At 63.1% G+C, this 23,663-nt stretch carries 32 protein-coding genes; 18 read left to right on the top strand and 14 right to left on the bottom strand.

All coding sequences use genetic code 11. The features are described from left to right. The first annotated feature begins 61 nt into the window (after positions 1-61). A complete protein-coding gene (locus tag C8N43_RS10745; RefSeq protein ID WP_107845593.1) occupies positions 62-409 on the top strand; it encodes a hypothetical protein in 348 nt (115 codons plus the stop codon). Here C8N43_RS10745 and C8N43_RS10740 read toward each other — a convergent pair. Further along, positions 406-1,257, bottom strand: a complete 852-nt coding sequence (locus tag C8N43_RS10740) for a LysR substrate-binding domain-containing protein (protein ID WP_107845592.1) — start codon at positions 1,255-1,257, stop codon at positions 406-408. The two genes, C8N43_RS10745 and C8N43_RS10740, sit on opposite strands and share 4 nt — an antisense overlap. 93 nt (positions 1,258-1,350) lie before the next feature. Here C8N43_RS10740 and C8N43_RS10735 point away from each other — a divergent pair, with 93 nt between their 5' ends. The 5 genes from C8N43_RS10735 to C8N43_RS10715 all read left to right on the top strand — a co-directional run bounded on the left by C8N43_RS10735 (position 1,351) and on the right by C8N43_RS10715 (position 6,226). Continuing rightward, the gene (locus tag C8N43_RS10735) at positions 1,351-2,334 is read left to right on the top strand and encodes a fatty acid desaturase (protein WP_107845591.1); all 984 of its coding nucleotides are present in this window, start codon (positions 1,351-1,353) and stop codon (positions 2,332-2,334) included. Beyond that, the gene (locus C8N43_RS10730; protein ID WP_107845590.1) at positions 2,331-3,170 is read left to right on the top strand and encodes a sugar phosphate isomerase/epimerase family protein; all 840 of its coding nucleotides are present in this window, start codon (positions 2,331-2,333) and stop codon (positions 3,168-3,170) included. The genes C8N43_RS10735 and C8N43_RS10730 overlap by 4 nt, the downstream gene beginning before the upstream one ends. A 233-nt stretch (positions 3,171-3,403) precedes the next feature. After that, on the top strand, positions 3,404-4,405 hold the full coding sequence (gene dgcN / locus C8N43_RS10725; protein WP_107845589.1) for an N-acetyltransferase DgcN: 1,002 nt from the start codon (positions 3,404-3,406) through the stop codon (positions 4,403-4,405). Then, the gene (gene dgcA, locus C8N43_RS10720; protein ID WP_107845588.1) at positions 4,402-5,364 is read left to right on the top strand and encodes an N-acetyl-D-Glu racemase DgcA; all 963 of its coding nucleotides are present in this window, start codon (positions 4,402-4,404) and stop codon (positions 5,362-5,364) included. The genes dgcN and dgcA overlap by 4 nt, the downstream gene beginning before the upstream one ends. Before the next feature lie 4 nt (positions 5,365-5,368). Further along, positions 5,369-6,226, top strand: coding sequence for a D-amino-acid transaminase (locus tag C8N43_RS10715; RefSeq protein ID WP_107845587.1), 858 nt, complete (start codon positions 5,369-5,371; stop codon positions 6,224-6,226). A gap of 73 nt (positions 6,227-6,299) precedes the next feature. Here C8N43_RS10715 and C8N43_RS10710 read toward each other — a convergent pair whose 3' ends face one another. The 3 genes from C8N43_RS10710 to C8N43_RS10700 form a co-directional block, all read right to left on the bottom strand. Then, a complete protein-coding gene (locus C8N43_RS10710) occupies positions 6,300-6,584 on the bottom strand; it encodes a hypothetical protein (protein ID WP_107845586.1) in 285 nt (94 codons plus the stop codon). Between the two features lies 1 nt (position 6,585). Then, complete coding sequence (locus C8N43_RS10705) at positions 6,586-6,861, bottom strand: hypothetical protein (protein WP_107845585.1); 276 nt, start codon at positions 6,859-6,861, stop codon at positions 6,586-6,588. Between the two features lie 88 nt (positions 6,862-6,949). Next, positions 6,950-7,249 (bottom strand): DUF1244 domain-containing protein, encoded by a 300-nt coding sequence (locus C8N43_RS10700; protein WP_107845584.1) that lies wholly within the window; start codon positions 7,247-7,249, stop codon positions 6,950-6,952. Positions 7,250-7,409: 160 nt separating this feature from the next. Between C8N43_RS10700 and pyk the strand changes: the two genes are divergently transcribed. The 5 genes from pyk to C8N43_RS10675 all read left to right on the top strand — a co-directional run bounded on the left by pyk (position 7,410) and on the right by C8N43_RS10675 (position 10,537). Beyond that, positions 7,410-8,855, top strand: a complete 1,446-nt coding sequence (pyk, locus tag C8N43_RS10695) for a pyruvate kinase (RefSeq protein WP_107846328.1) — start codon at positions 7,410-7,412, stop codon at positions 8,853-8,855. Between the two features lie 32 nt (positions 8,856-8,887). Further along, positions 8,888-9,112: a hypothetical protein gene (locus tag C8N43_RS10690; protein WP_107845583.1), complete on the top strand. Its 225-nt coding sequence runs from the start codon at positions 8,888-8,890 to the stop codon at positions 9,110-9,112. Positions 9,113-9,232: 120 nt separating this feature from the next. Beyond that, positions 9,233-9,433, top strand: a complete 201-nt coding sequence (rpmI, locus tag C8N43_RS10685; protein WP_107846327.1) for a 50S ribosomal protein L35 — start codon at positions 9,233-9,235, stop codon at positions 9,431-9,433. Positions 9,434-9,445: 12 nt separating this feature from the next. Next, positions 9,446-9,808: a 50S ribosomal protein L20 gene (gene rplT, locus C8N43_RS10680; RefSeq protein ID WP_107845582.1), complete on the top strand. Its 363-nt coding sequence runs from the start codon at positions 9,446-9,448 to the stop codon at positions 9,806-9,808. Between the two features lie 294 nt (positions 9,809-10,102). Beyond that, complete coding sequence (locus C8N43_RS10675) at positions 10,103-10,537, top strand: BLUF domain-containing protein (protein WP_158269965.1); 435 nt, start codon at positions 10,103-10,105, stop codon at positions 10,535-10,537. Between the two features lie 97 nt (positions 10,538-10,634). Here the strand turns inward: C8N43_RS10675 and C8N43_RS10670 are convergent, their stop codons facing one another. From C8N43_RS10670 to C8N43_RS10660, 3 genes are read right to left on the bottom strand one after another with little or no spacing between them, the layout of a single operon-like run. Then, the gene (locus C8N43_RS10670) at positions 10,635-10,871 is read right to left on the bottom strand and encodes a hypothetical protein (RefSeq protein ID WP_107845580.1); all 237 of its coding nucleotides are present in this window, start codon (positions 10,869-10,871) and stop codon (positions 10,635-10,637) included. 4 nt (positions 10,872-10,875) lie between these two features. Further along, complete coding sequence (locus tag C8N43_RS10665) at positions 10,876-11,847, bottom strand: OmpA family protein (RefSeq protein ID WP_107845579.1); 972 nt, start codon at positions 11,845-11,847, stop codon at positions 10,876-10,878. A 24-nt stretch (positions 11,848-11,871) separates the two neighbouring features. After that, on the bottom strand, positions 11,872-12,081 hold the full coding sequence (locus tag C8N43_RS10660; protein ID WP_107845578.1) for a hypothetical protein: 210 nt from the start codon (positions 12,079-12,081) through the stop codon (positions 11,872-11,874). Between the two features lie 254 nt (positions 12,082-12,335). On the opposite strand from C8N43_RS10660, the gene pheS reads away from it, so the two are divergent. Continuing rightward, complete coding sequence (gene pheS / locus C8N43_RS10655) at positions 12,336-13,409, top strand: phenylalanine--tRNA ligase subunit alpha (RefSeq protein WP_107845577.1); 1,074 nt, start codon at positions 12,336-12,338, stop codon at positions 13,407-13,409. Between the two features lie 113 nt (positions 13,410-13,522). Here the strand turns inward: pheS and C8N43_RS10650 are convergent, their stop codons facing one another. Both C8N43_RS10650 and C8N43_RS10645 read right to left on the bottom strand, forming a co-directional pair. Then, entirely contained in the window at positions 13,523-14,209 is a 687-nt protein-coding gene (locus tag C8N43_RS10650; RefSeq protein ID WP_107845576.1) for a sulfotransferase family 2 domain-containing protein, read from the bottom strand. 62 nt (positions 14,210-14,271) lie between these two features. Then, complete coding sequence (locus C8N43_RS10645) at positions 14,272-14,466, bottom strand: hypothetical protein (RefSeq protein ID WP_107845575.1); 195 nt, start codon at positions 14,464-14,466, stop codon at positions 14,272-14,274. Positions 14,467-14,684: 218 nt separating this feature from the next. Between C8N43_RS10645 and pheT the strand changes: the two genes are divergently transcribed. Both pheT and C8N43_RS10635 read left to right on the top strand, forming a co-directional pair. Continuing rightward, complete coding sequence (gene pheT / locus C8N43_RS10640) at positions 14,685-17,075, top strand: phenylalanine--tRNA ligase subunit beta (RefSeq protein WP_107845574.1); 2,391 nt, start codon at positions 14,685-14,687, stop codon at positions 17,073-17,075. Positions 17,076-17,142: 67 nt separating this feature from the next. Next, complete coding sequence (locus C8N43_RS10635) at positions 17,143-17,592, top strand: YtoQ family protein (protein ID WP_107845573.1); 450 nt, start codon at positions 17,143-17,145, stop codon at positions 17,590-17,592. A 301-nt stretch (positions 17,593-17,893) separates the two neighbouring features. On the opposite strand, the gene C8N43_RS10630 is transcribed toward C8N43_RS10635, so the two are convergent. Further along, positions 17,894-18,589, bottom strand: coding sequence for a glutathione S-transferase family protein (locus C8N43_RS10630; RefSeq protein WP_107845572.1), 696 nt, complete (start codon positions 18,587-18,589; stop codon positions 17,894-17,896). A 151-nt stretch (positions 18,590-18,740) separates the two neighbouring features. On the opposite strand from C8N43_RS10630, the gene mscL reads away from it, so the two are divergent. The 3 genes from mscL to C8N43_RS10615 all read left to right on the top strand — a co-directional run bounded on the left by mscL (position 18,741) and on the right by C8N43_RS10615 (position 20,208). After that, positions 18,741-19,169 (top strand): large conductance mechanosensitive channel protein MscL, encoded by a 429-nt coding sequence (gene mscL, locus C8N43_RS10625; protein ID WP_107846326.1) that lies wholly within the window; start codon positions 18,741-18,743, stop codon positions 19,167-19,169. Between the two features lie 110 nt (positions 19,170-19,279). After that, the gene (locus C8N43_RS10620) at positions 19,280-19,696 is read left to right on the top strand and encodes a MarR family winged helix-turn-helix transcriptional regulator (protein ID WP_107845571.1); all 417 of its coding nucleotides are present in this window, start codon (positions 19,280-19,282) and stop codon (positions 19,694-19,696) included. A gap of 14 nt (positions 19,697-19,710) precedes the next feature. After that, entirely contained in the window at positions 19,711-20,208 is a 498-nt protein-coding gene (locus C8N43_RS10615) for a hypothetical protein (RefSeq protein WP_107845570.1), read from the top strand. Here the strand turns inward: C8N43_RS10615 and C8N43_RS10610 are convergent. Both C8N43_RS10610 and ald read right to left on the bottom strand, forming a co-directional pair. Beyond that, positions 20,198-20,743, bottom strand: a complete 546-nt coding sequence (locus tag C8N43_RS10610; RefSeq protein ID WP_107845569.1) for a cytochrome b — start codon at positions 20,741-20,743, stop codon at positions 20,198-20,200. The two genes, C8N43_RS10615 and C8N43_RS10610, sit on opposite strands and share 11 nt — an antisense overlap. Before the next feature lie 88 nt (positions 20,744-20,831). Next, entirely contained in the window at positions 20,832-21,950 is a 1,119-nt protein-coding gene (ald, locus tag C8N43_RS10605; RefSeq protein ID WP_107845568.1) for an alanine dehydrogenase, read from the bottom strand. A 138-nt stretch (positions 21,951-22,088) separates the two neighbouring features. Here ald and C8N43_RS10600 point away from each other — a divergent pair, with 138 nt between their 5' ends. Then, complete coding sequence (locus tag C8N43_RS10600; protein WP_107845567.1) at positions 22,089-22,550, top strand: Lrp/AsnC family transcriptional regulator; 462 nt, start codon at positions 22,089-22,091, stop codon at positions 22,548-22,550. 52 nt (positions 22,551-22,602) lie between these two features. Here C8N43_RS10600 and C8N43_RS10595 read toward each other — a convergent pair whose 3' ends face one another. Together C8N43_RS10595 and C8N43_RS10590 are read right to left on the bottom strand one after the other, a co-directional pair. Then, positions 22,603-22,932 (bottom strand): AzlD domain-containing protein, encoded by a 330-nt coding sequence (locus C8N43_RS10595; RefSeq protein WP_107845566.1) that lies wholly within the window; start codon positions 22,930-22,932, stop codon positions 22,603-22,605. Then, entirely contained in the window at positions 22,929-23,639 is a 711-nt protein-coding gene (locus C8N43_RS10590; RefSeq protein ID WP_107845565.1) for an AzlC family ABC transporter permease, read from the bottom strand. The genes C8N43_RS10595 and C8N43_RS10590 overlap by 4 nt, the downstream gene beginning before the upstream one ends. Positions 23,640-23,663: the final 24 nt, after the last annotated feature.

The raw sequence follows: 23,663 nt of genomic DNA, 5'->3' as shown, positions 1-23,663 counted from the left end.
TGATGTTAATGTTGTGCATGCCATCTACTGCCCCGAGGGAAAGCAATAGAGAATCACTGCCATGATCGAGTTTTTGCCCAAAGACGTCGCCGATGAGCTGGCAAAGGCCCGCATCGCGCAACAGGCGAAGAAGACCCGTTTGCGGGTCGAAGTGGGTGACGAGATGATCCCGCTAGTCCGCCTGACCTCGACCCATTTCGCGATCTCGAAGGATCTGGCCCCGCGCCTGCGTGGCCTTGTCGACATCTATGATGGCAGCCGGCATCTCTATCAGGCACTGGTCGTGGCGACCTCGTTTGACGGCGACGCGGTCGTGTTCGAATTCAAGCGCAACACGGCGACCTGTACCGGCCCCGCCCTTGATTTCGAGCGGGACGAAAACGCGCCGGTCGCGCTGTTGCCGAACTAGATCGCCTCCAACATCCAAGCTGAAAAGGCCCGGCGCGCGTCGCTTTCGGGGCCGTTGCCTGCGACCAGCCAATAGGCGCGGGGGGCCGCGACCTCGATCTCGCTGACCTGCATCAGGGCGCCGCGCTCCAGCGCGCGTTGGCTGGTCAGCCGGTCGCCGAGGCTGACGCCCTGACCCTCGCGCGCGGCCATCTCCATGATCTGCAAATCTTGGAAAACGATACCCGGCGTGTCGGGGGTCGCGGCCTTTCCTGCCGCAAACCAGCGCTGCCAATCGGTGCGCGTGTCGAGATGCAGCAGCGGCAGCCGCGCCAGCCCGTCCGGCGACAGGCGTTGTCCGCCGACCAGCGAGGGCGCCGCGACGGGGAAGAAGGACACCTCCATCAGTTTCACCGCGCCCGGCGGCGCTTCGTCCTCGGTCAGGAAGCTGATATAGAGATCATCGCGCCGCCCGCCCAGATCGCCATAGCCGCGCGGCGTGTTCACCCGCAGGGCAAGGCCGGGATGCTGCGCCACGAAGCTGCCCAGGCGCGGCGCGAGCCAGCTGCTGGCAAAGCCCGGGGCCACGTTCACGACCAAGCTGCCGCCCACGCTGTCGCGCTGTGATGCGCGGGCGACGGTCTCCAACGCAGGTGCGACCTCAGACACGTAATGCTGCGCGCGCTCCGTCAGGCGCACGCCGCGGCCGTCGCGCAGCAGCAATGGAAAGCCCAACTGCGCCTCCAATCCCTTGAGTTGATGCGAGATTGCCGATTGCGTGACCGACAGCGTCTCTGCCGTGGCGGTGACCGACCCGGCGCGGGCCAAGGTGACGAGCGCTTGCAGCGCGGTGATGTTTGGCAATCTCATGAGAAGTTCTCACATATCAGATGAGAAATCATCGCATGACATGAGAAAAGATAAAGATAAAAATCCGCGCAACCCGCCAGCAGGAGACCGCCCATGGACGCCACCTTCTCTCGTCGCAAACTGCTAACCCCGCAGGAACTACGCGCATTGAACGAACGCTCGGACCTGGCGGGCGGGCTGCAAATGGCGTCGCACCTAGGCGCAATCGCGATCACGATGGGGCTGCATGCGCAGGCGATGGGCACGTGGTGGGTGCTGGCGACCGGCCTTGTCCTTGGGGTGCTCATGAACTTCCTTTACGCCGCCCAGCACGAGCTGAGCCACGCGACGGTTTTCAAGACCCGCAAGCTCAACGAGATCTTCGGGCGCGCCATCGGCTTCATCCAGATTTTCCCGCGCGACTTCGATCAGGTCATGCATTTCGCCCACCACCAGCACACGCAGGATTGGGAACGCGACGGCGAGCTGGTGCGCGAGCCCTACACGCTGACCACTTACCTTTTGTGGCTGACAGGCGTTACATATTGGCGCAACCGGATCGTCGGCAATATCCGTCGGGCCCGCGGCATCATTCTGGAGCCCTATATCCGGGCCGAGGAAGAAACGAAGATCATCCGCGAGGCGCGCATTCACATCGCGCTCTATGCGCTGATCGCCGTGGCGAGCATTACCGCTGGCTCCTGGATCGCGCTGACTTTCTGGCTGCTGCCGATGGTGCTGACCAAGCCCATCCACCAGTTGCAAAACACGATCGAGCATCTGGGGCTGAGCCACGAAGATGACATCCTCGAGAACACCCGCTCCACCCGCACGAACGCGCTGTTCCGCTGGCTCTGCTGGCAGATGCCGTATCACACGGCGCATCACACCTTCCCGGCGGTCCCGTTCTGGAAACTGCGCGCGCTCAACGCCAAGATCGAGGCGCAGGCGGGCGAGGTGCACCGCATGGGTTGGATCGAGTTCCAAGTCGAAGTGATCCGCAAGCTCATGGCCAAGGATGAAAGCCAGTACCCGATGGACGAGGTCTGGGTCGTGCCGACCTCCGGTGGCCGCGCCGCGCGCATCCCCGCAGAATGAGGGCGCTCAAGACCTACACCTCGCTCTGGGCGATGCAGCCCCATGACCAGACCGGCGTAAGGCTGTCCTTTGATCAGGTCTGCGAGATGGTCGCAGGCGCGGGCTATGACGGGATGGCGATTGATCTGGGGGCCTCCGACGTGGCGACGGCCCACGCCGTTCGCCCGCATATGGAGGCCAACGGGCTGACGCCCCTGATCGTGGCCTTCCCGAAGACGGTCGAAAGCCTCGACGAGACCTTGCGGCTGGCCTGCAATTTCGGCGCGCCCTTTGTGGATGTGATCGGGCAGGTGATGCCCATCGCACTCGACGATATGGTCCCGGTGATCGAGACATGGATGGAGATCTCGGAGCGGATCGGCATGCCGATCCAGTTCGAAACCCACCGCAACTGCATCACCAACGACCTCTACACGATGCTGCAGCTTCTGGAGCGCATCCCCGAGATGCGGGTGTGCGCTGATCTTAGTCACTACGTGGTCGACCGCGAGTTCTGGTATCCGGTGTCTGACGACGACCGCGCCCTGATCTCCCGCGTGCTGGCCCGCGCCGACAGTTTTCAGGGCCGCGTCGCATCGCGCCAGCAAATCCAGCTGCAGCTGGATTTCCCGCAGCACCAGAAATGGGTGTCGCTGTTCAAGGACTGGTGGCGCGAGGGGCTCGCATCCTGGCGCGCGCGCAACGCCTCCGGAGATTGCATTTTCCTGTGCGAGCTTGGCCCGCCTGAATACGCGATGACAGACGCCAACGGCGTCGAGATGTCAAACCGCTGGGAAGAAGCGTTGCAGATCAAATCCTGGATCGAAGACATCTGGGCCGAGCTCGACGCGACTTAAGCGCGCGCAATTTCTTATGAAGAAATTGCGGACAAATCCTTCATAAGGATTTGGCCCCGCGTCTTCTTCGAAAGCGCGGATTCTGTGTGCGTCGAAGATTCTTGCACATCTCCGCGCCATTGGCTCCATTTCTTCGATGAACTGGCCCTATCATCGGGCATCCCAAGAGCCCATTCCAGATCCATGCGCTAAAGTGGCGCGAGACTCACATCACCCAAAAGGGGACCGCCGCCATGATCCAGACTCCGTATCTCCTCTTCCTCGGCGACGCGCCGGACGCCCTGTCTGCAAAAGTCGCCCAAGGCATCAAGGATTGGCGCCCCGACAACGCCGTCGGCCAGTTCCGGATGGAGGGCTGTGGCACCACCGTCGGCCTGACTGATATGACCTTGCAAGAGGGGCTCGATGCGGGCGCCAAGACCTTGGTGATTGGCGTTGCCAACCGCGGCGGTATTATCTCGGACGCTTGGAAGAAGGTGCTCGTCGAGGCGCTGCAGATGGGCTACGACATCGCCTCCGGCCTGCACAACCTGCTTCGCGACGAGGACGAGGTGCAGCGCGCCGCCAAGGTCCACGGTCGCACTTTGCATGACGTGCGCATCCCCTCCGTGGCCTACCCGATTGCCTCGGGCGTCAAGCGCAGCGGCAAGCGCATCCTGGCCGTCGGCACCGATTGCTCGGTTGGCAAGATGTACACGGGCCTGTGCATGGACGCCGAGATGCGAGCTCGCGGCATGAAATCCACCTTCCGCCCCACCGGCCAGACCGGCATCCTGATCACCGGCGGCGGCGTGCCGCTGGATGCGGTGATCGCTGATTTCATGGCGGGTGCGGTCGAGTACCTCACGCCGGACAATGACGATGATCACTGGGACCATATCGAAGGGCAGGGCAGCCTGTTCCACGCCTCCTATTCCGGCGTCACGCTCGCGCTGATCCACGGCGGCCAGCCCGATGCGCTGGTGCTGGCCCACGAGCCGACGCGGGCCCACATGCGCGGCCTGCCCGACTATCAGCAGCCCGCGCTGGAGGACCTGCGCGACCTGGCGCTGACCATGGCCAGGATCGTCAACCCGGCCTGCAAGGTGATCGGCATCTCGATCAACACCCAGCACATGGCCGATGACGAAGCCAAAGCCTATCTCGCCGAGGTCGAGGCGCGCATGCAGCTGCCGACCACGGACCCGTTCCGCTTTGGCGCGGAAAAGCTGGTCGACGCGCTCGAAGACCTATGATCACCGTCACCGCCGATACGTTCCGGCTCGCCGAGGTGTTCACCATCTCGCGCGGGTCGCGGACGGAGGCGAAGGTGCTCACCGCCCGGGTCACCCGCGACGGCGTCGCGGCCTGGGGCGAATGCGTACCCTATGCGCGCTATGACGAGACGCTGGCATCGGTGACCGAGCAGATCCTGTCGCTGCCCTCTGACATCTCGCGCGCCGCGCTGCAAAGCGCGCTGCCGGCCGGGGCCGCCCGCAATGCGGTCGATTGCGCGCTGTGGGATCTGGAAGCCAAGCAGGCCGGCACGCGGGTCTGGGATCTGCTGGGCCTGCCCGCGCCGAAGCCCGAGATCACCGCGTTCACCCTGTCGCTCGACACGCCCGAGAAGATGGAAGCCAGCGCGCGCAAGCACGCCCACCGCCCGCTTCTGAAGATCAAACTCGGCACGCCCGAGGATATGCCTCGGCTCGAGGCCGTGCGCCGCGGCGCGCCTGACACGCCGATCATCATCGACGCCAATGAAGGCTGGACGGCCGAGGTCTATACCGACCTCGCGCCGCATCTGGTCCGTCTTGGCGTCAAACTGGTGGAACAGCCGCTGCCCGCAGGCGATGACGACATGCTGGCCGAGATCGCGCGTCCGCTGCCCGTCTGCGCCGACGAGGCCTGCCATGATCGCGCCTCGCTGCCGGGTCTCAAGGGCAAGTATGATGTCATCAACATCAAGCTCGACAAGACCGGCGGCCTGACCGAAGCGCTCGCGCTGAAGGAGGCCGGGCGCGCCGAGGGCTACGGGCTGATGATGGGTTGCATGGTCGGCTCGTCGCTCGCCATGGCCCCTGCGACGATTGTCGCCCAGGGCGTGAGCTTCACCGACCTTGACGGGCCGCTGCTTCTGGCCGAAGACCGGGATCAACCGCTGATTTTTGATGAGGCCGGGGTGCACGCCCCCACGCCGGAGCTATGGGGATAAAGACATGAGCCGCATCGTTTACCTGAACGGAGATTACCTGCCCGAGGACGAGGCGAAGGTCTCGGTCTTCGACCGCGGCTTCCTCTTTGCCGATGCGGTCTACGAGGTGACGTCCGTGCTGGACGGCAAGCTCATCGCTTTTGACGGTCATGTGCAGCGCCTGCAACGCTCCTGCGACGAGCTTGGCATCAAGTACACGGTCGACGCGGACGCCTTGCTCGAGATCCACCGCGAACTCGTCGCCCGCAACGAGGTCACAGAAGGTATGGTCTACCTGCAGCTGACCCGTGGCAACCCCGGGGATCGGGATTTCGTCTACCCGCCAGAGGATACGCCCGTGACCCTCGTGCTGTTCACCCAGCACGCCAACCTGCTCAACAATCCCAAGATCGAGACCGGCATGAAGGTCATCACGGTCGAGGATCAGCGCTGGGCCCGTCGTGACATCAAGACGACACAGCTGCTCTTCCCCTCGATGGCAAAGATGATGGCCAAGGCGGAAGGCGTCGATGACGCCTGGATGTTCGAGGAGAGCGCGATCACCGAAGGCTCCAGCAACAACGCCTATATCGTGAAGAACGGCAAGATCATCACCCGGCATCTGGGCAATGAGATCCTGCACGGGATCACTCGCGCCGCTGTTCTTAAGTTTGCCAAGATGGCCCAGATGGAAGTCGAAGAGAGGGCTTTCACCGTCGAAGAGGCCCGCGATGCGGATGAGGCATTCATCACCTCGGCCTCCACTTTTGTGATGCCCGTGGTTGAGGTGGACGGGAAGCCTTTGGGCGACGGCAAGCCCGGCTCCGTCGCCGCGCGCCTGCGCGAGATTTATCTCGATGAGAGTCTGAAACAGGCGGTCTGACGAGTGTTTGCTTTCCCGGGAGCCAAAGTCTTTTGAAGACTTTGGCGCAAACTTTTCAAAAAAGTTTGCGCGCTTAGTTCGATTTGTTGATCGAGTGGGTCCGTTCCTGCCCGTTCCAGTTCAGGATGTTTTTGACTTCCTGTTGTTTGCGGATGCGGTTCGGGCCAAACCCGATGCGCCCTTGCAAGGCCAGATGTAGCGCCGCGATCTGATGGCCGCTCAGGCTTCCCGCGTCCACCGCCTGGAACCCCAGCGAGTTCAGGCGGTGCTGCACCGAATTGACCAGTTGCTGGTTCGGCGCGGCAAAGCTTGGGGTTGCGAGCGCAAGGCTGGCGGCGACGAGGGCGAAGCGGAGCATTTCAGAGCCTCTTGAGAAAATCGCCAAGGCCACCTCTTACGATTGCCCCGATGGAGCCGCGAATGTTTCCCGCGCCTTGGCTGCTGTTATTCGCGATGTGCTGGATCTGCGCCAGCTGCGCGGTGCTGAGCGTTGTCACATCCACATCTTCGTAGCCGTAATTTTTCAGCGTCCAGGCCGCGCTGCGTTGCAGTTGCGACAGCCCGTCATTGGCCGCAACCGGCCCGGCGAGGGCCGCGCCAACGGCGAGTATGGCAACGAGAGATCGGGCGATCATGATGACGCTCCTTCGGTTCATCTAAACCAGAGTATGCCCCATTTTCAGGGTTCGGGCAAAGCACAAGGCCGCGATGGGCGCGCGGAGCTCAGGTCGCGTCCTTGTGAGCCACCTCGAAGGCGGCCTGCTTCTCGGCGCTGGCGTCGGTCTGGTACTTGGCTTTCCATTCGTCAAACGGCATGCCGTAGAATTCCTCGCGGGCCTCCATCTTGCCGATCTCGATGCCGCGCTCGGCAGCAGCCTCCTGGTACCAGCGGCTCAGGCAGTTGCGGCAGAACCCTGTCAGGTTCATCATGTCGATATTCTGCACATCGGTGCGCTTCTGCAGATGCGCTTTCAATGTGCGGAACGCGGCGGCTTCCAACTCGATCTGGGTTTGCGGGTCCATCTTCGGGCTCCTTGCGGGGTATGGCTGTTACATTCGTCTCTAAAATAGGTATCAACGCGCAAAGCGCCAGCCTCACGCCGTTGCAGCTTGCGGTCATTGGCCGTAATGGTGGCGCTAACATTTTTTGAACCCCCAAGAATGGGAAGGACGAGACTTGAGTATCCGACGCCTCCGCTCTGTGAAAATCGTGGCCACGCTGGGCCCTGCTTCCAACGATTACGAGATGATCCGCGCCCTGTTTGAGGCCGGCGCCGATGTCTTCCGTCTCAATATGTCCCATGGCGACCATTCCGAGATTCGCGAGCGCCACAAGATCATCCGCCAGGTCGAAAAGGATTTGGGCCGCCCGATCTCGATCCTTGCCGACCTGCAGGGGCCGAAGTTGCGGGTTGGCGTGTTTGCCAATGACGAAGAGGAGCTTGAGGTCGGCGCGGCGTTCCGCCTCGACCTCGATGACGCGCCCGGCGATGCCACCCGCGTCCAGCTGCCGCACAAGGAAATCTTCGCGGCGCTCGAGCCTGGCGCAAGCCTGCTGGTCAATGACGGCAAGATCGCGCTGAAGGTCAAGGAATGCGGCGGCGACTTCGCCGATTGCGAGGTCACCGTCGGTGGCACGATCTCCAACCGCAAGGGTGTGAACGTGCCCGACGTGGTGCTGCCGCTGGCCGCCCTGTCCGAGAAGGACCGCAAGGACCTCGACTTCGTGTGCGATCTGGGCGTGGACTGGCTGGCGCTGAGCTTCGTGCAGCGCCCGGAGGACGTGGAAGAGGCGCGTACGCTTGCGACCGGGCGCGCGGCGATCATGTCCAAGATCGAAAAGCCCGCCGCCGTGAAGGCATTTGACGAGATTTTGGCGGTCTCGGACGGGATCATGGTTGCCCGCGGCGACCTCGGTGTGGAGTTGCCGGTGCAGAATGTGCCGCCGATCCAGAAACGCCTGATCCGCAAATGCCGCGCCGTGGCCAAGCCGGTGATCGTGGCGACGCAGATGCTTGAAAGCATGATCGACAGCCCGATGCCCACGCGGGCCGAGGTCTCCGACGTGGCGACCGCGATCTACGAGGGCACGGACGCCATCATGCTGTCGGCGGAAAGCGCCGCGGGCTCCTTCCCCATCGAGGCGGTGAAGACCATGAACAACGTCGCGATCGAGGTCGAAGGCGATCCGAACTACCGCGACATCATCTCCGCGCAGCGCGGTGGCAAGAAGGAAACCGTCGCCGACGGCATCGTGGTGGCCGCGCGCGAAATTGCGGAAACCACCGACATCAAGGCGATCTGTTGCTTCACCCAGTCCGGCACAACTGCCGCTTTGGTCTCGCGCGAGCGGCCCCATGTGCCGATCATCGCACTGACGCCTTTGCACGGCACGGCCCGCCGCCTGAGCCTGAGCTGGGGGACCCATTGTGTCATCACCGGCTCGGTCGACCGGTTCAAGATGGCGGTGGTCAATGCCGCCCGTGCGGTGCGCGCGGACGGGTTCGGCACCGAGGACGATCAGATCGTGGTCACCGCGGGTGTGCCCTTCAACCAGCCGGGTACGACGAACATCCTGCGGGTCGCGCCCTGCGCAGAAAGGTTGATTTTCAGCTCCGACCCTGAATAATCGCGCCTAAAGGCAGCAGTGAGGGCGGCAAAGTGGATTTTGACCTTATTTTGGTGTTAGGGATCGTGATCGGCGTGTTGACGATCCCGGCGATCCTGTCTGCGGTGCTCGATGGCGGGGCGCCGCGTGTGGCGACGATCGCGGCGGTGGTCTCGGGTGGAATGATCGTCTACGCGGCCTACAACAAGCCCGGCGGCTACGAGGTGGGCGAGCTGCCCGAAGTGTTCACCAGCGTCGTGGCCAAATTCGTCAATTAATCGCAGGAGTTTGCTTGCATTGCGGGGCTTTGCCCCGTAGAGAGCAGCCTCTAACCGCGCGGCCGGCCAAATGGCATGCCGAGTCGCGCCGTCTACCACTTGTTCTTCAAGGAGATGGAAATGCCGAAGATGAAGACGAAATCGGGCGCTAAGAAGCGCTTCAAGATGACGGCCTCGGGCCGTGTCAAAGCAGGTCAGGCCGGCAAACGCCACGGCATGATCAAGCGCTCCACCAAGTTCATCCGCAACGCGCGCGGCACGACGATCCTCTGCAAGGCAGATGAGAACATCGTGAAAAAATACATGCCCTACGCGCGCTAAGGAGGAATAGAGATGTCGAGAGTTACGTCCGGGAAAGTCACCCACGCCCGCCACAAGAAGGTCATCAAGGCTGCCAAAGGCTACTACGGTCGCCGCAAGAACACCTTCAAGGTGGCCCGTCAGGCCGTCGACAAGGCCAACCAATACGCCACCCGCGACCGCAAGAACCGCAAGCGCAACTTCCGCGCCCTGTGGATCCAGCGGATCAACGCAGGCTGCCGCTCCATTGACGAGACGATGACCTATTCGCGCTTCATCAATGGTCTGACGCTTGCGGGCGTCGAAGTGGACCGAAAGGTTTTGGCCGATCTGGCCGTCAACGAGCCCTCCGCTTTCGCAGCAGTGGTCGAAAAGGCCCGCGCCGCTCTGGCCTAAGCCTGCGATTATATCTGAGGGACTGATGAATTGGCGCCGTCGCAGAGAGATCTGCGGCGGCGTCTTTACGTCTGGCCGACGCGTCGAATGTCCGACCAGAGGACGCGCATTTCGCCCCTGCCAACAGGCCTGGGCGCGCCGGTTTTGCGCGCGTGTGATGATCCTGTGGGCAGTCGCGTTTCGCCATTTGACTTACCTGTGGGTAACTCGGATTGGGACGCCGATTTGACTTGATCTATGCCATGGGACCTCGCAACACTACTACATGTGGAGTGTGTTATCTGGGAGGCTGCCATGAACCTCACCCGTCTTGTGTATTACAGTCAGCGGAACCCGTCCGTAGATCTGGACATCGACGAGCTTATTGCGACGTGCAAGCGCAATAACCCGCGTCTCAACCTGACCGGCCTGCTGCATTATAATGGCGACCACTTCCTGCAGGTGATCGAGGGCGGCCGCGTCGAGGTCTCCGCGCTCTACCACCGGATCGCGCGCGACTCGCGGCATTCCAATATCATTCTGCTGGCCTGTACCGACGTGCGCGAGCGCATGTTCCCGACCTGGTCGATGGGCCTGCATCAGGGCATGGACGAGCAAACGCGCCGGGTCTTCCTGCGCTACTTCTCCACCGATGTGGTCAACCCGGAGACGGTGAATGTCGACACGCTGCTCGACGTGCTGCAGGACCTGATGATGGAGACCCCGCAGAAGCTGACCATCTCGGTCTGACTGCCGGGCCGGTCACTCCGCCCCACGGCCAATAGAAAAGCCCGCGCCCAGTGATCTGGGGGCGGGCTTTTTCGTTCCGGGTATCGCAGATTGGGTTCTAGCGACCCCGGACCTTGCCGACGCGGTGCGCGCGCACCTGCTCGCGCTTCAGCTTCATCGCAGCATTCTCGGCATCACGGGTACGGCGGCGCATGCGCTTGATCTCGCCTCCCAGCACATGCAGCTGGTGGTGGGCCTGACCCCGGTAGCGTTCGCGCGCGAACAGGTAGCCGATCATGGCCGTCGCGCACATGCCGATGATCAGAACGAGCAGGTTCAAAAGCGTGGCAGACATGGCCTTAGTTCCCTTCTGTTTTCTTGAGCACGATGAACTCGACGCGGCGATTGCGATCCTCGTCCGAGGCGTCGCCCTGGCTCAGCGGCGCGCGGGCGCCGAAGCCCACGGGCTCCATGTTCGAAGTGTCGACGCCGATCTGGGCGAGCGCCGTCACGGTGTTGTCCGCCCGCTGCCAGCTCAGGTCGAGGTTGATCAGGTCGTTACCGGTGGAATCGGAGTGGCCGGTCACCTGCACAACGGTTCCGGGGCAGGTTTCTGCCAGCCGCCCGACCCGCGAAATCCGCGCAAGGTCGGCACCGGTCAGCTGCGCGGAGCCGACATTGAAGTAGATCGTGCTCTCGCGCGCCGCTTGCCGCAGCTCCGCGACACAGGACAGTGCGGGGTCTTGCGCTGCGTCATCCTGCGGGACGTCGCTGTCCAGCGCTGCAACTTCAAGCCCTTCGTCCGGGGCGACGGGTTGCTCTGCGACTTGTTCGGCGACAGGCTCGACCTCGGCGACTGGGACTTGCGGCTCCAGGCTTGGGGACGTGGTGTCAATTGTGACCTCAGCCGTCTCGACGGATACGGTTTCGGGCGCGGGGATTGAGGTGTCGAGCAGCGGCGCGGAGGTGGTGCTCTCAGCCTCTGGCACCAAAGGGACCTGCGGCGCCACGGTCAGGGCCGCGATCAAATCCCCCGCATCCGCGGTCTGCGTGTCGGTTGCAGCGACGGGCGCATCCACCGTGATCGCAGGCGCAGGGGTGTCCAAAGCGGCGCTCGGCGTCGTGTCGAGCTCGGCAATTGCGACGCGGTCTGATGCTAACGTGCTTGCCGCGTGCTGCGCCCCAAGATAGGCCAGACAGCCCGTCGCGACGATCGCGAGACCGGCAATCAGGTATTTCGCGGATGCATCAGGGGGGCCTTCCGCAAGCCGCTTGGCCTGCATGAGACTCAGGCCCTCTCTGCGGTAGCGTGCTGAATCATTTCTGAACATGTCTCTCCCCAAAGAGTTTACTGATTAACGGTAAAATGTTGCGGTCGTTGTCGCGCCGTTCTTTTCGATGGTTACCTTGATCCGGAGCATGTCCGCGGTTTCCCGCAGGACTGCTTCGCTTTCTGCAAGGGACAGGTCCGCACCTTCGTCGTCGATCGACATGGTGACGCCAAGCTCGACCACCGTGTGCTGAAGAACAGTCTTCAAGCGATGGGAGTACAGATTGGCGCGCATACTCGTTCCTCAAAACATTTAACCGCGGGTATAGGCCAACTCCGGCCTCAGTTTACTTAGCGTAGCCTACATTATTTTGTGTTTTGAATAGGAAATTTGACCAATTCTTGTGTTCTTGCGACTTGTCCACAGAAAAATTCGCGATTGCCTCCGCATTGGGCAGCATCCCGCGCGCGCGACAGCGGCTTTCTGCGCATCTTGCAATCGGCCCAGCCGCTGGGTAGCAGGGCACACGCAGTAATGATGGGGCCGTCATGGACGATCTGAAAGCCAAGTTTCTCAGCCAAATCGCCGAGGCCGCCGACGAGGACGCGCTGGAAGCGCTGCGCGTCGCCGCGCTGGGCAAGAAGGGCGAGATCAGCCTGAAGATGCGCGAGCTGGGCAAGATGACGCCCGAAGAGCGACAGGTCGCAGGGCCCGCCCTGAACGCGCTGAAAGACGAGGTCAATTCCGCCATCGCCGCCAAGAAGGCCGGGCTGGCCGATGCCGCGCTGGATGAACGCCTGAAGACGGAATGGCTTGATGTGACCCTGCCCGGGCGCGGGCGGCCTGCGGGCACGATCCACCCGATCAGCCAGGTGACCGAAGAGGTCTCCGCCATCTTTGCCGATCTCGGATTTGCGGTCGCCGAAGGCCCGCAGATCGAAGACGATTGGCACAATTTCGACGCGCTCAACATTCCCAGCCACCACCCGGCCCGCGGCGAGATGGACACGTTCTACATGCACCGCGATGAAGGCGACAATCGCCCGCCCCATGTGCTGCGCACCCATACGTCGCCGGTGCAGATCCGTTCGATGCTGCAACACGGCGCGCCCATTCGGGTGATCTGCCCGGGCCGCGTCTACCGTGCCGATTACGACCAGACCCACACGCCGATGTTCCATCAGGTCGAAGGTCTGGCGATCGACACGGACATCTCCATGGCGAACCTGAAATGGGTGCTGGAGGAATTCGTCAAAGCCTTCTTCGAGGTCGACGATGTCGAGCTGCGCTTCCGCGCCTCGCACTTCCCCTTCACCGAGCCGTCGGCCGAGGTCGACATCCGCTGCTCGTGGGAGGGCGGCCAGCTGAAAGTGGGCGAGGGCGACGATTGGCTCGAAATCCTGGGCTCCGGCATGGTGCACCCGAAGGTGCTGGAGGCGGGCGGCATCGACCCGGCCAAGTACCAGGGCTTTGCCTTCGGGATGGGGATCGACCGGATCGCGATGCTGAAATACGGCATCCCCGATCTGCGTGCCTTCTTCGACAGCGACCTGCGCTGGTTGCGCCATTACGGCTTCGCGTCTCTCGACCAGCCGAACCTCGCGGCAGGCCTCAGCCGCTAGGACTGGACGTAGCTTTTGGGCGCAAGCCGCTTCGAAGCGGCTTTTTGAAACCGCCTTAGAAGGCGGTTTCCATGCGATTTCGAAATCGCATGTCAAAGCCCGTTCGAACGGGCTTACCCCAGCCCCAGCTGCTCAGCAATGCTGAGCGCCACTGAATATAGCTCAAACTCTTCTTCCCAATGCGCCCGCAAGGCCGCCTCGGCATCTGGGCTCAAGGCAGGCAACGGGGCCGGGGAGGCATGGCGACGGGGCGCAAGTGGGAACTGGTAGTCCGGCACCCCCAACCGCTCCATGATGTCGTCCGTATGCGTATCGAGGCGATCCAGATCGACGCAAACGGCGATGTTGTCCCGCTCGGCCAAAAGCTGCTCGGGCCCGCCTAGGTGAAACCGCAGATCGCGTTGCAGGTGTTGGATCGCGCCCATTGCGTAAAGTGCCGCGGATCGCGCGCGAGGCACGTCGGAGCGCAGGGCCAAGGCCAGGTCCTCGGCATGCTCGAACCACAAGAACGCCGCGGCTTCCTCCGGAGTCCAGTCTACCTGATAGGTCGGGCGGCCTTGGCGCTGGCGGGAGTAGAAGGCCGACACGAACCGGGTCACCGGGTCGCGCACGACGAAGGCCAGCCGCCGGTCGTCGCCGAAGCGCTTGGCGGAGCCGCGCAGCGTGCCGCCATGGCCCAGCAGATGCAGCGGGCGGGTCCAGCGGGTCTCGTTATGTCGGAGAAGAGAGCGCATGTAGCTGCCACCGGTCTTGCCGATATGCAGCACACACGTAGGAGGGTGTTCAGAGAGGTTCGCCATCAGCGCCGTCCTTGGAAACGGGGTGCAGTGGCGTGTCTAGCCGCAAGCCGCTTAACAGCGCCTTACTTGAAGATGCTTCCCGGGCCGCAGATCACGTCCATGACGACCGGGCAGCTCAGGTTGGTGAGGTCAATGGAGTTCTTATCGACCGAGTAAGGCGAACCATTGAACGAAATGATCGCGACCCCGAATGCGATCGACAGAGCGACCAGGGACGGCTTGAAGACGCTTTGGATGACGTCGAACAGAATATTCATAACACCTTCCTCAGAAACTGAGAATCACGTTTGTCTGCCCCACTTGTGACTAACTTGGCCCTAAATTGTGGCAATATTAAGGCTTCCTGAACAAATGCGTAACAAAGACAAGTCCTCTCAAATTATTCCGGTCCCTTTTCTCTGCCTTATTGATGCGGTAGCAGGGGCCAACCGGCCCGCGCCGTGCGCAGGGCCCCGATTGAGAATAGGCGAGACGCATGAAATTCACCCTGTCCTGGCTGAAAGACCACCTCGACACCGAGGCCTCTCTGGATGACATCCTCTATGCCCTGACCGACCTTGGGCTCGAAGTTGAAGGGGTCGAAAACCCCGCCGAGCGCCTGTCTGCCTTCACCATCGGCTATGTCAATTCCGCCGAAAAACACCCCGACGCGGACAAGCTGCGTGTCTGCCAGGTGCAGACGGACGAGGGCGAGACCCAGATCATCTGCGGCGCGCCCAATGCGCGGGCAGGCATCACCGTCGTGGTCGCCAAGCCCGGCACCTATGTGCCCGGCATCGACACGACCATCGGCGTGGGCAAGATCCGCGGCGTCGAGAGCTTCGGCATGATGTGCTCCGAGCGGGAGATGGAGCTGAGCGAAGAGCATGACGGCATTATCGAGCTGCCATCGGGTGAGGTCGGTCAAAGCTTCACCGACTGGCTGGCCGAGAATGACCCGTCCAAGGTCGACACTGTGATCGAAATCGCCATCACCCCCAACCGCCCCGACGCGCTGGGCGTGCGCGGCATTGCCCGCGATCTGGCCGCCCGCGGTCTGGGCACGCTGAAGCCGCGCGACGCCGATCCGGTGCCCGGCACCTTCCCCTGCCCGATCAATGTGACCATCGACGATACAGATGCCTGCCCGGTATTCTACGGACGGGTGATCAAGGGCGTCAAAAACGGGCCCTCGCCGCAATGGCTCCAAGATGTGCTGAAGGCCATCGGGTTGCGCCCGATTTCGACGCTTGTCGATATCACCAACTTCTTCACCTATGACCGCAACCGCCCGCTGCACGTTTTTGATGCGGCCAAGGTGAAGGGTGATCTGCGGGTGCATCTGTCGGACGGCGGCGAAACGCTTCTGGCGCTTGATGACAAAGAATACACGCTGGAGCCCGGCATGTGCGTGATCTCCGACGACAATGGCGTCGAGAGCCTGGGCGGCATCATGGGCGGCGCGGAGAGCGGCTGCACCGAGGTGACCACCGAAGTATTTCTTGAGGCCGCGTTCTTCGATCCGATCCGCACGGCCCACACGGGCCGTAAGCTGAAGATCAATTCCGACGCGCGTTACCGGTTCGAGCGCGGCATTGATCCGGAATGGACCCCTGTGGGCCTCGAGCATGCCACGCGCATGATCCTCGACCTGTGCGGTGGCGAGCCGTCCGAGGTGGTCGTGGCGGGCGAGATCCCGGACCATTCCCGCGCCTACAAGCTCGACACTGACCGGGTGCAATCGCTGGTCGGTATGGAAATCCCGCCCGACACACAGCGCGCCTCGCTTGAGGCGCTGGGCTTCACGCTCGACGGCGACATGGCGAACGTGCCCAGCTGGCGCCCCGATGTGCAGGGCGAGGCCGATCTGGTCGAAGAGGTCGCGCGCATCGCGTCGCTGACCAAGCTCGAAGGTCGCCCGTTGCCGCGCGTCACCTCTGGCGTGCCGAAGCCGATCCTGACACCGATGCAAAAGCGCGAGCAGATCGCGCGGCGCACCATCGCGGCGCTGGGGTATAATGAGTGCGTGCACTACTCCTTCATCGATGCGGCCTCTGCGGCGATGTTTGCCGGTGGCGAGGACGCGACGAGGCTGGAGAACCCGATCAGCTCCGAGATGTCGCATATGCGCCCGGCGCTGCTGCCCGGCCTGCTGCAAGCGGCGGCCCGCAATCAGGCGCGCGGCTTCGCGGACATGGCGCTGTTCGAGGTCGGGCCTGCCTTCCATGGCGGCGAACCGGAAGAGCAGCACCTGCTGGCGTCGGGCCTGCTGATCGGCCACACGGGGCCGAAAGACGTGCACGGCGCCCGCCGCGCGGTCGATGTCTATGACGTCAAAGCCGACGCGGAAGCCGTGCTGTCGGCCATGGGCGCGCCTGCCAAGGTGCAGATCCTGCGCGGCGCGCAGGGTTGGTGGCACCCCGGGCGTCACGGCAAGATCTGCCTCGGCCCCAAGAAGGTGCTGGGCATCTTCGGCGAGCTGCACCCCAAGGTGCTTTCGCATTACGGGATCAAGGGGGCCGCGATGGCTTTCACGCTGTGGCCCGCAGAGATCCCCATGCCGCGCGCCAAATCCGCGACCCGCCCGGCGCTGGACCTGCAGGACCTGCAGGCCGTGGAACGGGACTTCGCCTTTGTCGTCGACGAAGGTGTCGAGGCGCTGACCCTGACCAACGCCGCGGGCGGTGCCGACAAGGTGCTGATCGAAGAGGTGCGCGTCTTTGACGAGTTCATCGGCGGCGCCTTGGGCGAGGGCAAGAAGTCGCTGGCAATCACCGTGCGCCTGCAGCCGCAGGACAAGACGCTCAAGGACGAGGATATCGAGGCGATCAGCGCCAAGATCGTCGAGAAAGTCACCAAGGCCACCGGCGGCGTGCTGCGCAGCTAGGGGCCGCCTTGCCTTTGCGGGCGCGCGCCACATCTGTGGCCAAAGCAACCAAGCGGAGCACCGACCCATGACGCTGAAAGTATACCTCTCTGGCGAAATCCACACCGACTGGCGCGAGCAGATCATCGCGGGCTCCAAAGGGCTTGATGTGAGCTTTGATGCGCCGGTCACCGATCACGCGGCCTCCGATGATTGCGGCGTGGCGATCCTTGGGGCCGAGGACCAGAAGTACTGGCACGACCACAAGGGCGCGATGATGAACGCGATCCGCACCCGCAAGGGCATCGCCGATGCCGACGTGGTGGTGGTGCGCTTTGGCGAGAAGTACAAGCAGTGGAACGCGGCCTTTGACGCGGGCTTCGCCGCGGCGCTGGGCAAGTCACTGATCGTGGTGCACGGGGCAGAGCATCAGCATCCGCTCAAAGAGGTCGACGCGGCCGCGCTTGCCGTGACCGATGACCCGGCCAAGGTCGCCGATATCCTGCGCTACGTGCTGACCGGCAAGCTGCCAGGCTAGCAGGCGCGTCAAACCCGCCCGGCCAGCACAAGAGCCGCGCCGGGGCAAGCCCGGGCGTGGTGCAGATCGACAAGCTCGGTGATGTGCATACTGAGAGAAAAAGGCGGCGCCGCCGATATGGTCGCGCTGGGACGGGGTTGAAAATCCCGCACCTTCCTGTGGGGCTTGATGGACCCCGTCTCACCGGTGATCGAAAGTGGCCTGCCTTTGTGCGAGCAGACCCCAAGAACCACATTTTGCGTCTAGACGGGGCGGGTTGTACCCCGCCCGCGTTAACTCTTTCCTATGGCACCGCGCGCTGCTATTCGCGCGGCGGGGTCACGAGACCCTTTTGGACCGCCGGGCGGGCCACGAACCGGTCGAGATAGGCCACCAGATTGGGATGATCCTCCCAGCCCAGCAGCTCTTTGACGCCGTAGAAGTCGAGCGCGCGCAGCCACGGCGCGATGGCGATATCGGCGATGGAATAGTCGCCAGCGATCCACTCGCGCCCTGCCAGCTCTTTCTCCAGCACGGCCATCAGGCGCTTGGCCTCGTCGATGTAGCGTTGCTGAGGGCGCTTATCCTCCCACTCGGAGCCCGCGAATTTCGAGAAGAAGCCAAGCTGGCCGAACATCGGGCCGAGCCCGCCCATCTGGAACATCAGCCACTGGGTAATCTTGGCGCGCTCGGACGGGGTATCGCCACCCAGCTTGCCGCTCTTGTCGGCAAGATAGAGCAGGATCGCGCCGCTCTCGAACAGGCCCAGCGGGCCGTCTGGTCCATTGGGGTCGACGATGGCGGGGATCTTGTTGTTGGGGTTGAGCGACAGGAACTCAGGGCTTTTGACGTCGCTGTCGGACAGCGTGACGGTGTGGGCCTCGTAGGGGATGCCCATCTCTTCGAGCGCGATGGAGACCTTCACCCCGTTGGGCGTGGGGAAGGAATAGAGCTGCAACACCGACGGGTCCTTTGCAGGCCAGCGGGCGGTGATCGGAAAATCGGCAAGTTTCGACATAGGGAGGTGCCTTTCGTTTGTTTCCCCTTACTTAAAGGAAACAATCGGTTAATGAAGTAGGGGATAGGTGCGTAAAAAGACACGGTACCTACGAATGAGCGCACAGAAATATCTGGCGTTTAAGCCAACGGAACTAGGGAAGACCGAATTTATGATTCAAGAATTCAAGGACTTTATCGCCAAGGGCAATGTCATGGACATGGCTGTTGGTATCATCATCGGCGCGGCCTTCACGGCCATCGTCAGCTCCTTGGTGGGCGACCTGATCAATCCGATCATCGCGTTGTTCACCGGCGGGATTGATTTCTCGGGCTGGTTCTACGTCCTGGGCGAGGGCGAGTTCGCCTCCATCGAGGCGGCGACCGAAGCAGGCGTGGCCGTGTTCGCCATCGGCCGCTTCGTGATGGCCATCATCAACTTCCTGATCATCGCCTTCGTGGTGTTCATGCTCGTGAAGATGGTCAACCGCGTCAAGGAGGCCTCCGAGAAGAAAGAGGAGGCCCCGGCCGAAGAGGAGCCCGCAGGCCCCACGCAGGAAGAGCTTTTGGCAAACATCCTGGCCGAGCTGAAGAAATCCTGACGCCAGACGGCGACGAAATGAAAGAAGGCCCGCCTCGGGGGAGGCGGGCCTTTTGCTTTCCGGGCGCGCGGCTTATTGTTCGACAAGGACATTGACCAAGGACGCCCCCGATGAGCGACGACATCGAAACAGATCTTGCCACCACCCTGGCTGCCCTACACGCCGCGATGATGCGCGGCCTTGCGGACCGAGGCTTCACCGATGCGAGCCTCGTGGACGCGCAGGTGTTGCATCAGGCGCGCGAGACCCCGTCCCTTGGGGCCATTGCGCGGACGCGCGGGGTCACGAAGCAGGCGGTGCAGGGCCATGTGCAAAGCCTGCTGCGCCGCGGATATGTCACGCTCAGCGCCGACCCAAATGACGCCCGCGCCAAACGTGTCGAACTGACGCCTGCGGGCGAGGGTGTCGTGCGTGCACTGGCAGAGGTCTCTGCCGAGCTGGCCACCGCCGTGGAAGGCAAGCTGGGGGTCGAGCGGCTGAAGAACATGCGCAACATGCTGGGCCAGACCCGGGCGGCGCTCGAGTGAGGGCGGCTTGCGGCTTGGCGGCGGCGCTATGGGCTGGGGTGGCCTGTGCCGACGCGCTGCCGTCCTTCGGGCCGGAGCTGGGGGATTACCTGCTGGTCTACCCCGCCTATGAGCTGACCAATTACCAGACCTACTACGCCGTTGAGACGCCCGACTTTGTGCTTCATTGGCGCGGACGCTGGGAGGATGGATTAATCTTGCGCGACAAGGCGCGGGGGGTGCAGGCCATCGTTCCCTTGGACGAAAACGGCGACCCGGACCTTGCGCCGCTGCGGGTGGATCGCGCGCGGTGGTGCGATACCGACTACATCGTCGTCACGTTGCAGATTTCGCCCCCACGCGCAGCCGAAATTCTGCGTTTCATCAACCTGCGCGTGGTGGTGGACCCGGACACGCTGGCCCCGGTGGCAGAGCTCTACGACGCATCCGTCGCCCAGCAGCATGCGGTGCGCCACCCGCAGCGGCTTGAGCCGGTCTGTGCGGGGGCGATGCCTTTGCAGATTAGGCCCTAGCTGGCCACATCCGCTCAAAAATATCGTCCTTCTTTACCAGGGCGTGGAACAGGGCGGCGCCCACATGCATGGCGATCAGCGCAATGATGGCGTAGCCCGCGTAAAGATGCGTGGCCTTCGCAAAAGCGGCCAGCGCATCAGAGCGCGGCACGAGGCTTGGCGCGCCGATTGCATCGAGCATCTCGATCGGGAAACCCCCGGCGCGGACCCGGATGTAGCCCGACAGCGGCATGATCAGCAGCAGCGCGTAGAGCCCAAAATGCGTGGCCTTAGCGGCCAGTTTCTGCATCGGGTCCAGCTCCACCGGTTTCAGCCGCGGCGGGTTGCGCCACCGGTAGGCAAGCCGCGCAAAGATCAACAGTAGCAGCAGAACGCCCACATTCTTGTGCGTGACGAACATCGAGTTGCGCAGCGGGCGGCTCACCCAGTCCTCCAGCATCAGGAAGCCCACGGGCACCATGGCCAGCACTAGCAGCGCCATCGTCCAATGCATCAGCCGCGCGGGCCCTTTGTAGTGTGTTGCGGTGTCTTCCATGTCCCAAACTCCAGCTTTTTCGCGGTTTCTGGGGGGATTACGTCCGAGGCGGGCGGCTTATTCCCGCGCTCGGCACATTTTTTTGAGCTCAGGCTTTGAGCGCCAGTTGTGGCGACAGCACGTCCATCTCCAACGCGCGACCGACGGCATAATAGGTCAGCTTGCCCGCATGCACGTTCAGCCCGTTCAGCAAATGGGGATCGTCCTCGCAGGCCTGCCGCCAGCCTTTGTCGGCGAGCGCCAGCAGGAAGGGCATCGTCGCGTTACCAAGCGCGATGGTCGAGGTGCGCGCGACCGCACCGGGCATATTGGCCACGCAGTAATGCATGATGCCATCGACCTCGTAGATCGGGTCGGCATGGGTCGTGGCGCGCGAGGTCTCGAAGCAACCGCCCTGATCAATCGCCACATCCACAAGCGCCGCGCCGGGTTTCATCAACGACAGCTGCGCCTTGGAGATCAGCTTGGGTGCCGCCGCACCCGGGATCAGCACCGCGCCGACGACCATATCCGCCTGCGCCGCCAGTTCGGCCACATTGCCCGCCGAGGCGTAGCGCGTCTTGAACAATCCCGAGAATGCGTCGTCGAGGTAGCGCATCCGTGGCAAAGAGCGGTCGAGCACGGTCACATCCGCCCCCATCCCCGCCGCGATGCGCGCCGCATGGGTGCCCACGACACCGCCGCCGATCACCATGACCTGCGCAGGGCCCACGCCGGGCACACCGCCCATCAACACGCCGCGCCCGCCATTGGCCTTTTGCAGCGTCCACGCGCCAACTTGGGGCGCGAGGCGGCCCGCGACCTCTGACATGGGTGCGAGCAGCGGCAGGCCGCCTTGGGCGTCGGTCACGGTCTCGTAGGCAATCGCGGTGCAGCCGGAGGCCAGCAGGTCCTTTGTCTGCTCGGGGTCGGGGGCGAGGTGGAGATAGGTGAACAAAAGCTGGCCCTCGCGCAGCATCTTGCGCTCGCCCGCCTGGGGCTCCTTCACCTTCACGATCATCTCGGCCCGGGCGAAGACCTCGTCTGCGGTGTCGACGATCTGGGCCCCGGCGGCAACGTAGTCGCTATCCTCGAACCCCGCGCCTGCGCCAGCCATGGTTTCGATCAGCACGCTGTGGCCGTGGGCCACCGCCTCGCCTGCGGCATTGGGGGTCATGCCGACCCGGAACTCCTGCGGTTTGATCTCCTTGGGGCAGCCGATGATCATGTCTTATCCTCCCTGATGCATGATTGACATGAGTATAGGGCCGGACGCGTCGCAGGTTTTCGCAAAATCTTCCTTGTTTTTGCCTCGGATGGGATGTTCCTTGCGCCATAGCCGCATATTTCAGGAGAACTCTGCGCCATGCACGACTACGACGACACCGATGCGCGCATCCTGCGGGTGCTGCAAGCCGCCGGGCGGATCTCTAACGCGGAGCTTTCCGAGAAGGTGAACCTCTCGGCCTCGGCTTGCCACCGCCGGGTGCAGCGGCTGGAGAGCACCGGTATCATCCGTGACTATGTCGCGATGGTAGATGCCCGGAAGGTTGGGCGACCCACGACAGTGTTCGTTGAGATCACGCTGAGCGGCCAGGCCGACGAGGTGCTGGACGCCTTCGAGCGGGAGGTGGCGTTGATCCCAGACGTGCTGGAATGCCACCTAATGGCAGGCTCGGCGGATTATCTCTTGAAAGTGGTGGCCCAAGACACCGAGGATTTCGCCCGCATCCACCGCCGCTCGCTGGCGCGACTGCCGGGGGTGGCGCAGATGCAGTCCAGCTTTGCCCTGCGCACCGTGTTCAAGACGACTGCGTTGCCTGTTTGAGGAGCCAAATCCTTATAAAGGATTTGCGCGCAGAGTTTTTAGAAAACTCTGCCTACCCCAATATATACAGCATCACGAACAAGGTGATCGCGCCGCACACCATCGCGCGCACGACCCCCTTGGTCCAGTAGCCTACGCCCACCGTGACAGCGGCGGCCAGAAGACGGGGCGGGTCGAGCTGGCCGTCGGTGACTTGCGGGAAGATCACCAGCGGCGCGACCAGCCCGGGCAGGATCGCCACGGAGGTGTAGCGCAGGTGGCGCAACACCCAGGGCGGCATCGGGCGCGAGCCGATCAGGCCCAGAAACGAAAACCGGATCAGGAACGTTCCAATCCCTAGCGCCACGATGATCCACCAGATGGTGGCGTCTGAATATGTCATGCCATGCGCCTTTCGACCTCGGCCCCGATCATCATCGCCACCAGCGCCGCGATCAGCAGGCCCATGTTCAGAGGCACGAAGCCCAGCATCAGCGCCAGCACTACCGAAGTCACCGCGGCGGCCACATGGGCCAGCGTGCGCAGCGCGGGCGCGACCATGGCGAGGAAGGCGATCGGCAGCGCGAAATCCAGCGGGTATTGCGGTGGGATCGTCCCGCCAAGCGCGGCACCGACCCATGTGAACAGGAACCACAGCGGCACGATGGACAGGGCGCAACCGACGAAGAATGCGGTGCGCTCTGCCATGCTTTGCTCGGGCCGAGCCTCGTATTCCAGCACCGCCAGATTGTAGGTCTGGTCGACCAGAATGTAGCTCAGGAGCGCGCGCTTCCACAAAGGCTGGTCGCCCAGATAGGGCGTGATCGCCGCCGAATACATCGCCATGCGCAGGTTCACCGCCAGCGCGGAGGCGAGCACGACCAGCACCGGCGCGTTCTCGATCATGAATTGCAGGGCGGCGAATTGCGACGCGCCCGCGATCACCAGCACCGTGAAGCCCATCACCTGGGATATCGGCAGTCCGGCCTCGGTCGCGGCCACCCCGAAGAGCAGCGCGAAGGGCACCAACACGATGATAAAGGGCAGCGCCGCGACGGCGCCCCGCCACAGGGCCGATCGCTGCGCTGATTTCTGGGTGGAAGGCCCCATGGTTCGCCTCTAAGCTTTGCCTCG

The organism is Litoreibacter ponti (assembly GCF_003054285.1).
Taxonomy (GTDB): domain Bacteria; phylum Pseudomonadota; class Alphaproteobacteria; order Rhodobacterales; family Rhodobacteraceae; genus Litoreibacter; species Litoreibacter ponti.
The sequence above is the reverse complement of the archived record's forward strand: the minus strand, read 5'-3'. Positions and strand labels throughout refer to the sequence as shown.

Coding starts and splice junctions, on each gene's coding strand:
- C8N43_RS10745 (WP_107845593.1), top strand. CDS start 62: ATGATCGAGTTTTTGCCCAAAGACGTCGCCGATGAGCTGGCAAAGGCC.
- C8N43_RS10740 (WP_107845592.1), bottom strand. CDS start 1,257: ATGAGATTGCCAAACATCACCGCGCTGCAAGCGCTCGTCACCTTGGCC.
- C8N43_RS10735 (WP_107845591.1), top strand. CDS start 1,351: ATGGACGCCACCTTCTCTCGTCGCAAACTGCTAACCCCGCAGGAACTA.
- C8N43_RS10730 (WP_107845590.1), top strand. CDS start 2,331: ATGAGGGCGCTCAAGACCTACACCTCGCTCTGGGCGATGCAGCCCCAT.
- dgcN (WP_107845589.1), top strand. CDS start 3,404: ATGATCCAGACTCCGTATCTCCTCTTCCTCGGCGACGCGCCGGACGCC.
- dgcA (WP_107845588.1), top strand. CDS start 4,402: ATGATCACCGTCACCGCCGATACGTTCCGGCTCGCCGAGGTGTTCACC.
- C8N43_RS10715 (WP_107845587.1), top strand. CDS start 5,369: ATGAGCCGCATCGTTTACCTGAACGGAGATTACCTGCCCGAGGACGAG.
- C8N43_RS10710 (WP_107845586.1), bottom strand. CDS start 6,584: ATGCTCCGCTTCGCCCTCGTCGCCGCCAGCCTTGCGCTCGCAACCCCA.
- C8N43_RS10705 (WP_107845585.1), bottom strand. CDS start 6,861: ATGATCGCCCGATCTCTCGTTGCCATACTCGCCGTTGGCGCGGCCCTC.
- C8N43_RS10700 (WP_107845584.1), bottom strand. CDS start 7,249: ATGGACCCGCAAACCCAGATCGAGTTGGAAGCCGCCGCGTTCCGCACA.
- rpmI (WP_107846327.1), top strand. CDS start 9,233: ATGCCGAAGATGAAGACGAAATCGGGCGCTAAGAAGCGCTTCAAGATG.
- rplT (WP_107845582.1), top strand. CDS start 9,446: ATGTCGAGAGTTACGTCCGGGAAAGTCACCCACGCCCGCCACAAGAAG.
- C8N43_RS10675 (WP_158269965.1), top strand. CDS start 10,103: ATGAACCTCACCCGTCTTGTGTATTACAGTCAGCGGAACCCGTCCGTA.
- C8N43_RS10670 (WP_107845580.1), bottom strand. CDS start 10,871: ATGTCTGCCACGCTTTTGAACCTGCTCGTTCTGATCATCGGCATGTGC.
- C8N43_RS10665 (WP_107845579.1), bottom strand. CDS start 11,847: ATGTTCAGAAATGATTCAGCACGCTACCGCAGAGAGGGCCTGAGTCTC.
- C8N43_RS10660 (WP_107845578.1), bottom strand. CDS start 12,081: ATGCGCGCCAATCTGTACTCCCATCGCTTGAAGACTGTTCTTCAGCAC.
- pheS (WP_107845577.1), top strand. CDS start 12,336: ATGGACGATCTGAAAGCCAAGTTTCTCAGCCAAATCGCCGAGGCCGCC.
- C8N43_RS10650 (WP_107845576.1), bottom strand. CDS start 14,209: ATGGCGAACCTCTCTGAACACCCTCCTACGTGTGTGCTGCATATCGGC.
- C8N43_RS10645 (WP_107845575.1), bottom strand. CDS start 14,466: ATGAATATTCTGTTCGACGTCATCCAAAGCGTCTTCAAGCCGTCCCTG.
- pheT (WP_107845574.1), top strand. CDS start 14,685: ATGAAATTCACCCTGTCCTGGCTGAAAGACCACCTCGACACCGAGGCC.
- C8N43_RS10635 (WP_107845573.1), top strand. CDS start 17,143: ATGACGCTGAAAGTATACCTCTCTGGCGAAATCCACACCGACTGGCGC.
- C8N43_RS10630 (WP_107845572.1), bottom strand. CDS start 18,589: ATGTCGAAACTTGCCGATTTTCCGATCACCGCCCGCTGGCCTGCAAAG.
- mscL (WP_107846326.1), top strand. CDS start 18,741: ATGATTCAAGAATTCAAGGACTTTATCGCCAAGGGCAATGTCATGGAC.
- C8N43_RS10620 (WP_107845571.1), top strand. CDS start 19,280: ATGAGCGACGACATCGAAACAGATCTTGCCACCACCCTGGCTGCCCTA.
- C8N43_RS10610 (WP_107845569.1), bottom strand. CDS start 20,743: ATGGAAGACACCGCAACACACTACAAAGGGCCCGCGCGGCTGATGCAT.
- ald (WP_107845568.1), bottom strand. CDS start 21,950: ATGATCATCGGCTGCCCCAAGGAGATCAAACCGCAGGAGTTCCGGGTC.
- C8N43_RS10600 (WP_107845567.1), top strand. CDS start 22,089: ATGCACGACTACGACGACACCGATGCGCGCATCCTGCGGGTGCTGCAA.
- C8N43_RS10595 (WP_107845566.1), bottom strand. CDS start 22,932: ATGACATATTCAGACGCCACCATCTGGTGGATCATCGTGGCGCTAGGG.
- C8N43_RS10590 (WP_107845565.1), bottom strand. CDS start 23,639: ATGGGGCCTTCCACCCAGAAATCAGCGCAGCGATCGGCCCTGTGGCGG.